Genomic DNA, 13,047 nt, shown 5'->3' on the forward strand with positions numbered 1-13,047 from the left:
CTGATGGGGCGGCCCGGAAAGATCGCATAGACCGGCTCCGGGCGCGCCTTCGGCATGGATTAAGGGGTTGTCGTGTTCGTGTTCGTAATGCGGCCCTTCAAGTCGGCCGTAATCGTGCCGTGGTTGAACGTCTTCAGCACGTATTGGTAGAACGCTTCGATGTCGGTGCTGCCGGCCGTCGGGTTTTTACCCTGCGTCAGCACCGTATAATTGTCGCCGCCTGCGGCCATGAAATTATTGACGACCGCCGTGTACTCGCCAGCGTCATCGATCGGCGTGCCGTCTTCCTTGGTCAGGGACGTGACGCGCTCCGCGATCGGCTTGCTGAAATCGGCCGTGTATTTCAAGCCGGAGATTTGCAGCGTTTTCGTGTCGGACGGCGAAGCGCCCCATTGCTGCTGGAGCAGCGTCTTGATTTGCGCGCCCGTCAGCGTCATCTTCACGAGCTGATTGCCGAACGGTTGAATACGGAACAGGTCGGAGTATACGATCGAGCCTTTCGGCAGATCCGCGCGAATGCCGCCCGGGTTCATGAACGAGAAGTCGGATTGCATGGCGTCCTTCATCGCGTCGGCGATCAGGTTGCCGAGCGCGTTTTCCTGCGTATAGGCATTGGCTTTGGAAATGATGTCCGTCGTCGTGCCCACGGGCTCCTGCAGCTCGGGGTGCCGTTCCAAGGAATCCGATACGATCTTGGCTACCTCCGGATCCGGCGTGATGCCGGCCTGGTTCACGTCGACGATCGTCGCTTCCTTCTTCACGATATCGTGCGTCTCCGGATCGATCTCGAGATCGACGTCCGCGAACGCCGTGCCGTACGAGTAGGCTTGGAAGACCAGCTTGTTGTCGACCGTGCCGTTGACCTTGGCGTGATTGTCGCCGGCGAAGATCACGTCGACTTCATCGTCGACCGCTTTCGCCAGATCGGCGGCTTCGCCGGTAATCGTCGTGCCGCTTTGGGAAGCGGGATCATGCGCCAGGACGACGATCGCTTTCACGCCTTGCTTCTTGAGCTCCGCGACGGCCTTATTGACTTCCGGCGCTTGTTCCACGATGTTAACCGGTTCCAGGGCCGCCGGCGATACCTTGCTCGGCGTCAGCATCGTAACGAGGCCGATGAAGCCGATTTTCTGGCCGCCGATTTCTTCGACGACATATGGCGAGATAATCGGTTTGCCCGTCGCTTTGTCGATGACGTTGGCATTCACGTAGTCCATCGTCGTTTTATTGAACGTGATGGTATTGTTGATCGGGTCTTTGCCGCCGTTCAATTGCGCCATCAGAGCCGGTACGCCCTGGTCGAACTCGTGGTTGCCGAGCGTGGCGACGTCGAAGCCGAGCAGGTCGAGCATGTCGAGCGTCGGCTTGTCGCGGTCGAGCGCCGACACCGGCGAGCTGGCGCCGACGGCGTCGCCGTTATGCACGAGCAGCGTGTTCGGGTTCGTGGCTTCGTACTGCTTGAGATAGGTCGCCAAGTAAGCGGCGCCGCCCAGAACATTGCCGCCGGCCGTCGTGGAATAGTCCAATTGGCCGTGGAAGTCGTTGATGCCGAGCAGCTGCACCTTGACGTTTTCGGTCGGCTGCGTGCCGCCGCCGTTCAGGTTCAGCTTGAAGATGCCGAAGCCTTTGTCGTCCTGCTTGTCCAGCGACGTGATGTTCGGGTTGTCCGCCAAGTAGTCTTTCGCCGAAGGAGACGTCGCGAACGTGACGTTGACGTTTCCGTTGATCGGCGCGATCGACCAGTTGCCGTCGGCGGACAGGTTGATCGTCTTCTGCTCCGTAATGTAATCCATCAGGATTTGACGGTTCTCGTCGGCGGAGTCGACGACGAGCGGAGCGCCCTTCACGCCCGGGAAGTTGCCGCCGCCGTTCGCGCGGTAGTTGTTGCTGACGACGACGAACTCTTGATCCGGGTCGATCGGCTGCCCGTTGTACCGCAGGTTGACGATCCGGCTCGACGAAGCGTCGTTGACCGTGCCGTCCGCTTTGTACTTCGCGGGCTTCGTCACGTCGACTTGGTACGTCACGCCGTCGATGACGTCGAAGTTGAATACCGGAAAGGACGGGTTAAGGAGCGATTGCTCGCCGGTCTTGCTCGGATCGATTTGATTGAACATGCCCGCGGACATGTCCAGCCAGTCTTTCACGACCGAGCCCTTCACTTTGATCGCCTTCAGGGTGTTGTCGTACAGGTACAGGTCGCTTGCGCTTTTGATCGCGAGGTCGCCGGCTTTGATGTCGGTATACTCCGTCGGGCCGTTGCGTCCGGCCTTGAACGGCGCGCCGACGGACAGGATCGGAAGGTCTTTGTCAGGCGAATTGTCGGCTTCCAGCTTCTTCTGGACATACCATTTCTGCGCCTGCGTCACGATTTGGACCGACGGGTCGTCCTGGACGAGCGCGAAGTAGCTGTAGATCGGGGCCGTCGTTTGGCCGATTGCTTGGTTGACGTAGGCGATGGTCGCGTCGTGCTCGTCCTTGATCGCATTGACGATCGCCGGATCCGCGTCGACCAGCGGCTTCTTGTTGGCCGAGTCGTAAATGTACTTATTCGAAGATTGCGAATCGACGACCTGCCACTTGCCGTTGACCTGCTTCATATTCAGATCGATGATGCCGAGGTTCGCGCCGCCGAAGCCGGCTTGGACGGCCGCCACGCCGTTGATCGTGCCTTTGTCGTTGTCGACGCCCGGATACGGTTGGCCTTGCGCGTTCTTGAAGATCGGATCGAGGGCGCTCACGCTGGCGGCCGGGAACACCTTGTGCGTATGGGAGAACGTGATCGCGTCGATGCCCGGCACCTTGCTGAGCGGGTAGACGGCGTCTTCGAAGCCTTGGCCGGCGACGGCCGAGCCGTTGAAGCCGGAGTGCGTCAGGGCGATGACGACGTCCGCGCCTTCGGCCTTCATCTCGGGGACGAATTTCTCGGCGGTCCCGACGATGTCCTTGGCGATGACGTTGCCGCTCAGATTGTCCTTGTCCCAATCCATGATTTGCGGCGGAACGAAACCGATGAAGCCGACCTTGACGGTCTGCGAGTTGCCGTTCTCGTCCTTGAACGTTTTGTCCATGATGACGTAAGGCTTATATTTATTGACGTCGTTGTCGGGATTGTCGTCGTGATCATCCACGTAAACGTTTGCGTTCACGTACGGGAAAGAGGCGTCGTCGGTCGCTTCGTCCAAATAATCGAGACCGTAATTGAATTCATGATTGCCGTAAGTCGCGATATCGTAGTCCATCAGATTCATCGCTTTGTAGGCCGGATGAACATCCCCGTCTTTGAGCGGGTTGATTTTCGCCATGTAAGTGCCGAGCGGCGTGCCCTGCAGCAGGTCGCCGTTGTCGACCAGCAGCGAGTTCTCGGCTTCCGCGCGCGCTTGCTTCACGAGGGAGGCGGTTTTAACAAGGCCGACCGTATCGGCTGGCGCGTCCTTGAAATAATCGTAGTTCATGAAGTTGGTGTGCACGTCCGTCGTCTCCATGATGCGGAGCTTCAGGCTCGTGCCCCCGATCGTGAGCGGGTCGGCCAGATTGGTGCCGACTTCGGTGAGCTTGCCGGAGTAGGTATCGACGACGAACACTTTGAGCGACAGTCTGCTTCCGGTCGCGTTAAAGTGAGCCGTCAGCTGTTCGCTGCCGGTAATGTCATGCGTAACCGCGGCGATGCCGACGGGCGTCGTGCCGTTGAACAATTCAAAAATGACGGTTTCATCGCCTGCATGTCCGACGGACGTAGGCGTGACGGTGACGGATGCTTTGACCCCGCCGTCGGTTGTCAACGACGGATCCGCGATGACGAACGGACGATCGGCATTCGGTTCTGCCGTCGTCGCGGCGGACGACCGCGTCGTGACGCTGCCGACTTCCATTGCGGCTTGGGCATGTACCGGAACGGCGATGTAAGACGAGGTCAGAAAACCGGCGAGAAGGGAAGCGGCGACTGCGGTCCGCATCAGCTTCTTTTGAAGATATGCCATTTTTTAGCAATTCCACCTTTCATTTGGTATAGAAGTATTATAACAACGAGAGTGTCATGGCAGATTTAAAAAGATGTTAAAATTTCGAAAAATTTGTCAATTTCAATCTTTAGCGAAACGACGCCTTTATCCGAATAACGGCGAAAAACCGCACGCTGCTCGCGCGCGGTCTTTCGTGAGTTCCTGGGCGTTACGGCTTAAAAATTTTGTCAAAAACGCCGCCGTCGTTAAAGAATTTCGCCTGCGCCTGATCCCAGCCCCCGAAGTTGCGGATGTTCGTCAGCTCGAGGCTCTTGAACTGCTTCGAATACTGCGCAGCGACGGTCAGGTTCGTCGGACGGTAGAAGTTTTGGGCGATGGTCTTCTGGCCTTCGGCCGTGTAGAGGTAGTCCAGGTACGCTTTCGCGACGTCGCGCGTGCCGTGCTTGTCGGCGTTCTTGTTGACGACGGCGACCGGCGGCTCGGCCAGGATGCTGTACGAAGGCGTCACGATTTCGAAGTCCTTCGGATGCTCCTTGAGCGCCAGGTACGCTTCGTTCTCCCAGGCGAGCAGCACGTCGCCGATGCCGCGTTCGACGAACGTCGTGGTGGAGCCGCGGGCGCCGGAATCGAGCACGGGCACGTTTTTGTACAGCTGCGTCACGAAGCCGGTCGCTTTGGCCTCGCTGTGGCCGTTGTGCTTCAAGGCGTAGGCCCAGGCGGCGAGGAAGTTCCAGCGGGCGCCGCCGCTCGTCTTCGGATTCGGCGTGATGACGGAGACTTTCGGCTTGACGAGATCGCTCCAATCCTTGATTTTCTTCGGATTGCCCTTGCGGACGAGGAAGACGATCGTCGACGTGTACGGCGAACTGTTCTTCGCGAAGCGGCTTTGCCAGCCGTCGTTAAGGAGACCGGCCCGCTGGATCTCGTTGATGTCGTAGGCGAGCGCCAGCGTGACCACGTCCGCTTCCAAACCGTCGATGACGGAACGGGCTTGCGCGCCGGAACCGCCGTGGGACTGCTTGACCGTGACGGTTTGGCCGGTTTTCTTCTTCCAATAAGAAGAGAACGCCTGATTGAACTGCGCGTACAGCTCGCGCGTCGGGTCGTAGGACACGTTCAGCAGCGTGACGTCCTTTTTGGCGGGTTTCGCCGATGCGGCAAACCCGGTCGTGGACAACGACAGGATCAGCGCGAAGGCGGCGAAGACGGCGAACAGCTTTTTCTTCATAACGAACAACTCCCCTGGCATAGATAATTTCCGCCGGCTTCAAGGCTGTCTATATGAGAAGAGGCCCCGAATCTCGGCCTGCGAATCATGCCCGAAGCATGATTGACGGCGAGAGAATCGGGGCCTCCGGCATACCGGTCGGCTCGATGGACTCATCGTAAACCAACAATTCCCACCTGTCAACTGTGAATTTAACGGTCGCCGAGCGAGCGGCTCGTTGCGGATCGAGGCGGTATCCATACCTTATCGATACCGGATTATCGCGATGACCAAGCCGAAGCGCATACGTATAGAAGCTTTATAAGTGATATTGATAACCCCTATCAGGTTTCTTAAAAAATGAATTGACAAGAAAGCTAGTCCATTGCTATTATGGCTCCATAAACCAACTAAACAGGTAGGATTAATTCTGTTTTTACTACCGGACAACGCGGCGTAGAAACACGTTAGTCATCCCTAAAACGAGTACGAGGGGTGCTTTGACATGTCCAACATGAAAAAGAGGAACGTTTTGCCGTTGAAAACCTTGATGATCGCGATTGCGTTCGCGTTCGCCCTGTCGGGCTGCGGATGGAATTCGGGCCCGAACAACGCGGCGAATTCTTCGAACGGCGCCGATCAGTCCGGCGGCAACGCCACGAACGATGCGGCAAGCGGCGCGAACGGCGGCGCGGCCGACGAACCGGCGTCATCCAACGACGGCGGATCGAAGAAGCCCGTTGAACTGCTCAACGTCTCTTACGATCCGACGCGCGAACTATACGAAGCGTACAATAAGCTTTTCGCCGATTACTGGAAACAGGAGAAGGGGCAGGACGTGACGATCAAGCAGTCGCACGGCGGCTCCGGCGCGCAAGCCCGCTCCGTGATCGACGGGCTGAAGGCGGACGTCGTCACGCTGGCGCTCGGCTACGACATCGATTCGATCGCGCAGAAGGGCTTGATCAACGCCGATTGGCAGCAAAAGTTCGATAACAACAGCTCCCCGTACACGTCGACGATCGTCTTCCTCGTCCGCAAGGGCAATCCGAAGGGCATCAAGGACTGGAACGACCTGACCAAGCCGGGCGTCCAGGTCATTACGCCGAATCCGAAGACGAGCGGCGGCGCGCGCTGGAATTACCTGGCGGCTTGGGGCTTCGCGCTGAAGCAGAACAACGGCGACGAAGCGAAAGCGCAGGAATTCGTCAAGGCGCTGTTCAAAAACGTGCCGGTCCTGGACACGGGAGCACGCGGATCGACCACGACGTTCGTCGAGAAGGGCATCGGCGACGTGCTGCTCGCCTGGGAGAACGAAGCGCTGCTGTCGGTGAAGCAGCTGGGCGCCGACAAGTTCGAGATCGTCTATCCGTCCCTCAGCATTTTGGCCGAACCGCCGGTCGCCGTCGTCGACAAGAACGCCGACAAGAACGGCACGCGGGAGGTCGCCGAGGCTTACCTTGATTATTTGTACACGGAGCCGGCCCAGCAGGTCATCGCGCAAAACTTCTACCGTCCGCAGCTCGCTTCCGTGTCGGAGCAGTACAAGGACCAATTCCCGGACATCCCGATGCTGAAAATCGACGACGATTTCGGCGGCTGGGCGGAAGCGCAGAAGAAGCATTTCAGTGACGGCGGCGTATTCGATCAAATCTATGCGCCGGGTTCATAAGCGATAACGAGGAGCTGACTCTACACATGACGAGTTCCGCAACGAAGAAGGCGAAGGCGCGCAGCGTGCTGCCGGGCTTCGGCCTCTCGCTCGGCTTCACCGTGTTTTACCTGAGCATCATCGTCCTCATTCCGCTTATCGGCGTCTTCGTCAAAACGTCCGGCCTGACGCCGGAACGGTTTTGGGAAACCGTCTCGAACGCCCGCGTGCTGGCGTCCTACAAGATCAGCTTCCTGACGTCCTTCTACGCGGCGCTCGTCAATCTCGTGTTCGGCCTGATCATCGCGTGGGTGCTCGTCCGCTATAAGTTTCCGGGGAAGAAGCTGATCGACAGCCTGATCGACATGCCGTTCGCGCTGCCGACGGCCGTGGCGGGCATCTCGCTCACCGCGATCTACGCGCCGAACGGCTGGGTCGGCAAGCTGCTCGAGCCGCTCGGCGTCAAGGTCGCCTTCACGCCGCTCGGCATCACCCTTGCGCTGATCTTCATCGGCCTGCCGTTCGTCGTGCGGACGGTGCAGCCGGTGCTGCAGGATCTCGACCGCGAGGTGGAGGAGGCCGCGGTCATGCTCGGCGCCTTCCGGTGGCGGACGTTCCGGCGGGTCATCCTGCCCGAGCTGATTCCGGCGCTCCTGACCGGCTTCGCCCTCGCGTTCGCGCGGGGCATCGGCGAGTACGGCTCCGTCGTCTTCATCTCCGGCAACATGCCGATGAAGACGGAGATCGCGCCGCTGCTCATCATGACCAAGCTGGAGCAGTTCGATTACCGGGGCGCGACGGCCATCGCGCTCGTGATGCTGGTCGCGTCGTTCCTGCTGCTCTTGCTCATCAATTACCTGCAATGGCGGAGCAATCGCCGCGTTGCGGCGGCATAAGGGGGGAACGTCATGGCTGGCGCGGTTACCGTACATTTGGCCGAGAAGGCGGCGCGACCGAAGCATATCAACGAATCGCTCGTCGTGCGCATCGTGCTTATCGGCATTTCACTGTTATTCTTGGGGTTCGTCGTGCTGCTTCCGCTGATTTCGGTCTTCGTCGAAGCGTTCAAGAAGGGCGCGGACGTCTACTTCGCGGCGCTGCGGGATCCGGATGCGCTGTCGGCGCTGAAGCTGACGCTGCTCACGGCGGTCATCGCGGTTCCGCTGAACACCGCGTTCGGCGTCGCGGCGGCTTGGGCGATCAGCAAGTTCCGGTTCCGGGGCAAAAACGTGCTCATCACGTTGATCGATCTGCCGTTCGCGGTATCGCCGGTCATCTCCGGCCTCGTGTTCATCCTGCTGTTCGGCGCGCAGGGCTTCCTGGGACCGTGGCTGTCGGATCATAACGTCCAGATCGTGTTCGCGCTGCCGGGCATCGTGCTCGCGACGACGTTCGTCACGTTCCCGTTCGTCGCCCGGGAGCTGATCCCGCTCATGCAGGCGCAGGGCGTCCAAGAGGAAGAAGCCGCCGCGAGCCTCGGGGCGAAGGGCTGGCAGATCTTCTGGCGCGTCACGCTGCCGAACATCAAGTGGGGGCTGCTCTACGGCGTGATCCTGTGCAACGCGCGGGCCATGGGGGAGTTCGGCGCCGTATCGGTCGTCTCCGGGCACATCCGCGGCGAGACGAACACGCTGCCGCTGCATATCGAAATCTTGTACAACGAATATCAATTTTCCGCTTCGTTCGCCGTCGCGTCGCTGCTCGTCATGCTGGCCGTCATCACGCTCGTCGTCAAGAGCTTCATCGAATGGCGAACGGCCAAGCAAGCTCCGAGGGAGGAAGGCTGATATGCATATCGAGGTTCGCAACGTCAACAAAGCGTTCGGCGCCCATCAAGCCGTCCGGGACGTGAGCTTCACGATCGAACGCGGCAAGCTGATCGGCTTGCTCGGCCCGAGCGGAGGGGGCAAATCGACGCTGCTCCGCATCTTGGCCGGGCTCGAAACGCCGGATTCCGGCGATATCTTCATCGACGGCAAGCGCGTCAACGACGTCAAGCCGCAGCTGCGCGGCATCGGCTTCGTCTTCCAGAATTACGCGCTGTTCAAGCACATGACCGTCTTCGATAACATCGCGTTCGGGCTGACGATCCGCAAGGCAAGCAAAACGGAGATCCGGAGCCGCGTGAACGAGCTGCTCGACCTGACCGGGCTGCGCGGCTTCGAGCACCGCTATCCGCATCAGCTCTCCGGCGGACAGCGGCAGCGGGTCGCCTTCGCCCGGGCGCTGGCGCCCAAGCCGGAGCTGCTGCTGCTCGACGAGCCGTTCGCGGCCATCGACGCCAAGGTCCGCAAGGAACTGCGCACGTGGCTGAAGAGCTTGATCGCGGAGCTCGGCATCACCTCGATCTTCGTGACCCATGACCAGGACGAAGCGGTCGAGGTCGCGGACGAGATGCTGATCGTGCAGCAGGGCCGCCTGGAACAGCAGGACTCGCCGATTCGCATCTATACCGATCCGCAGACGGCGTTCGTGGCCGGGTTCATCGGCCATTCCAGCGTCGTCGAGGAGCCGGGCAGCCTGCGCGGCTTCGAGAAGGCCGTTCAGGCGGCGGGCGCGCGGGCGATCGTGCGGCCCGAATTCGTCGAAGTCGGGCGTACGTACGAAATCCCGTTCCCGTCCGCGGCGGTCACGGGCAAGGTCCGCCACGTCTTTTTCCGCGGGGCGCATCTGGAGCTGGACGTCGAGGTCGGGCCCAACCGGCTGTCCGCCCACCGTTCGCTGGACCAGGAGCCGCTGCAGCCGGGAGACGAGGTCGCGGTGCTCATCCACCGGTTGTACGTCATCTCGGAAGAATCCGCGACCATGGTGGAAAATCCGTTGAAAGCCGATCCGCTTCCGGTTCATATATGAACCGGAGAACGAAGGCGCAAGCCGTTATGCAGCCGCCTGCCACGCTCAACACTATTAGGAGGGATTTATGATGGCGAAGCCAATCGTATTGGATCAAGAATGGTTAGACCGCATTGCGACGCAGGTGAACGGATTGGAATACGGCTCGGTGCTTATTACCGTTCACGACGGCCGCGTCGTCCAAATCGACCGTACCGAGCGCAAGCGGTTCGACGCCAATGCCGCGAAGCAGGGACAGCAGGCGCCGGCGCAGATAGCCCCTGAGAAACTGAAGGCGGCGAATGGCTAACGCCCCGGATGGCTGTACGCGCACGAATAACGCCCGATGACTCGTTGATCGTCAACGAGCATCGGGCGTTTTTTACGGACGCGGCCGCTGCGTCCGGCCGAGGCTAGCTTCTATCCGCCGCCGCCGCTTGCGTCTGATTCGCGTTGGCCGGCCAGAAGGCGCGTCGGCCGCACAGCACGGTAAGCGCGGGCACGAGGAACGGCCGTACGAGGAATGTGTCGAGCAGGACGCCGATGGCGGTGATGGTGCCGAATTGGACCAGGACTTGAATCGGCAGCGTGGCGAGCACGGCGAAGGTACCGGCCAGGAGCAGGCCGGCCGACGTAATGACGCCGCCGGTCCGGGACACGCCTTCCTTCACCGCTTGACCGAGCGGCATGCGCCGGGCGTTGGACCAAATGCTCGATACCATGAAGATGTTGTAGTCCTCGCCGAGCGCGACGATGAAAACGAACGCGTAAAGCGGGATGAGGCCTTGTATCGCGTCCGCTCCGAAACCGTAATGAAGCACGAGCCAGCCGAGACCGAGCGCGCTGAAGTAGGAGAGCAGCACCGTTGCCACGAGATAGAGCATCGCCACGACCGAGCGGAGATAGCCGACGAGCAGCAGGGCGATCAAGGCGACGATGACGGGGATGATCCTGCCGGCGTCGCGATTCGTCGCGACCCGCGTATCGTACTGTTCGGCGGTTGGGCCGCCGATCCAGACCCGGTCCCGGGCATCCGAGATGCCGGCATCGGCGAGCGCTTGTTCCGCGGCTTGGCGAACGTCCGGGAGGAAGCGAACGGCTTCGCTGGCGTACGGACTCGCCGCGAGCTCGACGTCGTAGCCGCGAATGCCGGCGTCGTGCGCGCCCTGACGGGCGTCCGACACGGAGGCAACAAGCGGCAGGGCCGACAGGGCTTCTTTCACGCCGGCCGCTTTTTCACCCGAGTGCACGATGACCTGCACGGGTCCGAGTACGCCCGGTCCGAAATGCTCGCCGATCAAGGCGAAGCCTTCGCGCGAGCCCGTATCTTCCGGGAACGAAGAGAGGGTATCGAACGTGTATTTGATTCCCGCGGAACAGAGCACGAACACGAGCAGCAGGGCGGTCGTCAGCGCCGCGATCAGCTTCGGCTTCCGGACGACGAGTTCCCCAATCCGGTCGCCCCAGGTTACCCGCGCCGGCTTGGCGATTGCCGGATTGCCTTTCTTGCGGGCAAGGCGCTGCTCCATCTCGGGCGTTCGCGGGATGAACGGGAAAAACGAGCCTCTGCCAAGCAGGCCGAGGAACGCCGGCACGAGCGTCAGGCTCGCGATCATCATGACGAAGATCGCAAGGCTGAACGGAACGGCGAAGCGCCGGAAGCTGCCGAACTCCGCGAGCAGCAGGGCGAGCAGCGAAAGCACGACGGTGAGGCCGCTCATCGCGATCGCGCCGGAGGCACCGCCGAACGCTCGCTTCAGCGCGGCGAGCGGACCGGCTTCTTCCTTCAGCTCGCTGCGAAAGCGCGAGATCAGGAACAAGCAGTAGTCCGTGCCGGCCCCGAACAGCAGCACCGTCATGATGGACAGCGACTGCGAGTCGTAAGCGATCCAGCCCGCCTTCGCCATCCACCCCAGCAGCGGCGTCACGGCGCCGTAGGCGAACCCGACGGCGATCAGCGGAATGAGCGCGAGCACCGGTGAACGGTAGATCAGCAGGAGCAAGACCAGGACGAGCGCGACCGTGGCGAGAAGCAGGGAGACGTCCGCGTCCTTGAACAAACCGGTCGCGTCGACGGAGATGCCGACCGGTCCCGTCGCGCGAACGGCGATGGCGCCTGCGTCGTCGAGCGCCGTCCGGAAGGGATGCTGCCCGGCGAAGACGGCATCGGTCCGCTCCCGCAGCTCGTCGAGTCCCGCTTGATGCTCGTCGCTGCCGGCATTTCGATCGAAGAAGACCGGCTGTACGAGCGTCGTGCCATCCGCGGATACCTGCCGCTTGAGCGATTCAAGCGGCAGGGCGTGAAGCGGCGCGGAGCCGTCTTGGTACGGCAGCGGGCGGGCGGCGATATCCTGCGACAACGACTGGATGCGCCGCAAGTCCGCGTCCGTCAGGCCGGATGCGCGATGCCACGTCAACAGGGCGGGGAGGCCTTCATCCGCCGGGAATTCCTTCTCGATCACTTGCTGTGCTTGGACGGACGGCTGCTTCGTCCCGAAATTGCCCAGCGTGTCGTCTTTCAGATCGTTCGCGCTCGGCAGCCATACGTTTAGCGCCGCCACGGCGGCGATCCAGACGGCGAGCGTGAACCAACGCCCTCTCCGGCCGCCGACGGCCTCCGCAATTCGAATCAGCATGTTCATGGCATGTTCTCCTTTGCTGTGATTTCTTCTTGCCGTTAACTTATCGTTCGATAAGTTAACGGTTGAAAAAAGGCTGCCGGGCAGCTAAACCGAAGGCGGTTCAACTGCCGACAAACCGTAAAGCAGCACGTTGACGAGAACGGCGGCCTGCTTCTCCCAATCCCTGATGCTGCCTGCTCCGAAATCGGGGCGGGTTGCCGAAGCCGTCGCCGGGCCGTTAACCGGCGCGGCGACGGACTGGTTGATGAGTCCCATCAGCAGCCTTGCGGCCGTCTCGGGTCCGACGCCGAATGCTTGGGCTTCGCGCAGTCCGCCGTCCCGCTGGCCGTTCTCGAAGATCGATACGATCGGTTCGAAGTAGGCTTCCTTCCATAAGGCGTAAATCGTCATCTGCGATGCCGGAGAAAGCTCGTGCCGGATATCGTGGAACATTTGGCTCAGGTCCTCCGGGTGATTCGCCATCATATAGTAGGTCACGTGATAGAGACGGTCTCGAACCGCGGCTTCGCGGCGAAGGATCCGTTCGAGCGCCGCTCGCGTGCCTTCGCATACGTGGCGCATCACCTCCACGTACAGCGACTCCTTATCCGTGAAATGATGATAGAGCGCCGGCTGCGTGAGGCCGCACCTCTTGGCGATGAGCCGCGTCGACACGGCGCGGTAGCCGAGCTCCATGAACAGCTCTTTGGCCGTGCGGACGATCAAGGCGCGGGTTTCGAGCGATGGATTCGATTTCGGTCTGGGCATGCCTGG

9 protein-coding genes are annotated in these 13,047 nt (G+C 61.0%); 5 read left to right on the top strand and 4 right to left on the bottom strand.

All coding sequences use genetic code 11. The features are described 5' to 3' along the window. Window positions 1-59 precede the first annotated feature (59 nt). Complete coding sequence (locus tag BMZ79_RS13055) at window positions 60-3,980, bottom strand: bifunctional 2',3'-cyclic-nucleotide 2'-phosphodiesterase/3'-nucleotidase (RefSeq protein WP_256252713.1); 3,921 nt, start codon at window positions 3,978-3,980, stop codon at window positions 60-62. Window positions 3,981-4,170: 190 nt separating this feature from the next. Beyond that, on the bottom strand, window positions 4,171-5,190 hold the full coding sequence (locus BMZ79_RS13060; protein WP_090640750.1) for a sulfate ABC transporter substrate-binding protein: 1,020 nt from the start codon (window positions 5,188-5,190) through the stop codon (window positions 4,171-4,173). 529 nt (window positions 5,191-5,719) lie between these two features. Between BMZ79_RS13060 and BMZ79_RS13065 the strand changes: the two genes are divergently transcribed. The 5 genes from BMZ79_RS13065 to BMZ79_RS13085 all read left to right on the top strand — a co-directional run bounded on the left by BMZ79_RS13065 (window position 5,720) and on the right by BMZ79_RS13085 (window position 9,962). Further along, window positions 5,720-6,841: a sulfate ABC transporter substrate-binding protein gene (locus BMZ79_RS13065; RefSeq protein WP_256252734.1), complete on the top strand. Its 1,122-nt coding sequence runs from the start codon at window positions 5,720-5,722 to the stop codon at window positions 6,839-6,841. A gap of 26 nt (window positions 6,842-6,867) precedes the next feature. Next, entirely contained in the window at window positions 6,868-7,716 is an 849-nt protein-coding gene (gene cysT, locus BMZ79_RS13070) for a sulfate ABC transporter permease subunit CysT (RefSeq protein WP_090640751.1), read from the top strand. A 12-nt stretch (window positions 7,717-7,728) separates the two neighbouring features. Next, a complete protein-coding gene (cysW, locus tag BMZ79_RS13075; protein WP_090640752.1) occupies window positions 7,729-8,607 on the top strand; it encodes a sulfate ABC transporter permease subunit CysW in 879 nt (292 codons plus the stop codon). Between the two features lies 1 nt (window position 8,608). Continuing rightward, window positions 8,609-9,673, top strand: a complete 1,065-nt coding sequence (locus BMZ79_RS13080; RefSeq protein WP_090640753.1) for an ABC transporter ATP-binding protein — start codon at window positions 8,609-8,611, stop codon at window positions 9,671-9,673. A gap of 70 nt (window positions 9,674-9,743) precedes the next feature. After that, a complete protein-coding gene (locus BMZ79_RS13085; protein WP_090640755.1) occupies window positions 9,744-9,962 on the top strand; it encodes a YezD family protein in 219 nt (72 codons plus the stop codon). Window positions 9,963-10,065: 103 nt separating this feature from the next. Here the strand turns inward: BMZ79_RS13085 and BMZ79_RS13090 are convergent, their stop codons facing one another. Both BMZ79_RS13090 and BMZ79_RS13095 read right to left on the bottom strand, forming a co-directional pair. Further along, on the bottom strand, window positions 10,066-12,294 hold the full coding sequence (locus BMZ79_RS13090; RefSeq protein ID WP_090640756.1) for an MMPL family transporter: 2,229 nt from the start codon (window positions 12,292-12,294) through the stop codon (window positions 10,066-10,068). A gap of 84 nt (window positions 12,295-12,378) precedes the next feature. Beyond that, a complete protein-coding gene (locus tag BMZ79_RS13095; protein WP_090640757.1) occupies window positions 12,379-13,041 on the bottom strand; it encodes a TetR/AcrR family transcriptional regulator in 663 nt (220 codons plus the stop codon). Window positions 13,042-13,047: the final 6 nt, after the last annotated feature.

Source organism: Paenibacillus sp. UNC496MF (genome assembly GCF_900113915.1).
Classification (GTDB): domain Bacteria; phylum Bacillota; class Bacilli; order Paenibacillales; family Paenibacillaceae; genus Paenibacillus_Z; species Paenibacillus_Z artemisiicola.

What these genes read in the sequence shown, in the direction of transcription:
- BMZ79_RS13055 (WP_256252713.1), bottom strand. Translation starts at nt 3,980, where the DNA reads ATGGCATATCTTCAAAAGAAGCTGATGCGGACCGCAGTCGCCGCTTCC.
- BMZ79_RS13060 (WP_090640750.1), bottom strand. Translation starts at nt 5,190, where the DNA reads ATGAAGAAAAAGCTGTTCGCCGTCTTCGCCGCCTTCGCGCTGATCCTG.
- BMZ79_RS13065 (WP_256252734.1), top strand. Translation starts at nt 5,720, where the DNA reads ATGATCGCGATTGCGTTCGCGTTCGCCCTGTCGGGCTGCGGATGGAAT.
- cysT (WP_090640751.1), top strand. Translation starts at nt 6,868, where the DNA reads ATGACGAGTTCCGCAACGAAGAAGGCGAAGGCGCGCAGCGTGCTGCCG.
- cysW (WP_090640752.1), top strand. Translation starts at nt 7,729, where the DNA reads ATGGCTGGCGCGGTTACCGTACATTTGGCCGAGAAGGCGGCGCGACCG.
- BMZ79_RS13080 (WP_090640753.1), top strand. Translation starts at nt 8,609, where the DNA reads ATGCATATCGAGGTTCGCAACGTCAACAAAGCGTTCGGCGCCCATCAA.
- BMZ79_RS13085 (WP_090640755.1), top strand. Translation starts at nt 9,744, where the DNA reads ATGGCGAAGCCAATCGTATTGGATCAAGAATGGTTAGACCGCATTGCG.
- BMZ79_RS13090 (WP_090640756.1), bottom strand. Translation starts at nt 12,294, where the DNA reads ATGAACATGCTGATTCGAATTGCGGAGGCCGTCGGCGGCCGGAGAGGG.
- BMZ79_RS13095 (WP_090640757.1), bottom strand. Translation starts at nt 13,041, where the DNA reads ATGCCCAGACCGAAATCGAATCCATCGCTCGAAACCCGCGCCTTGATC.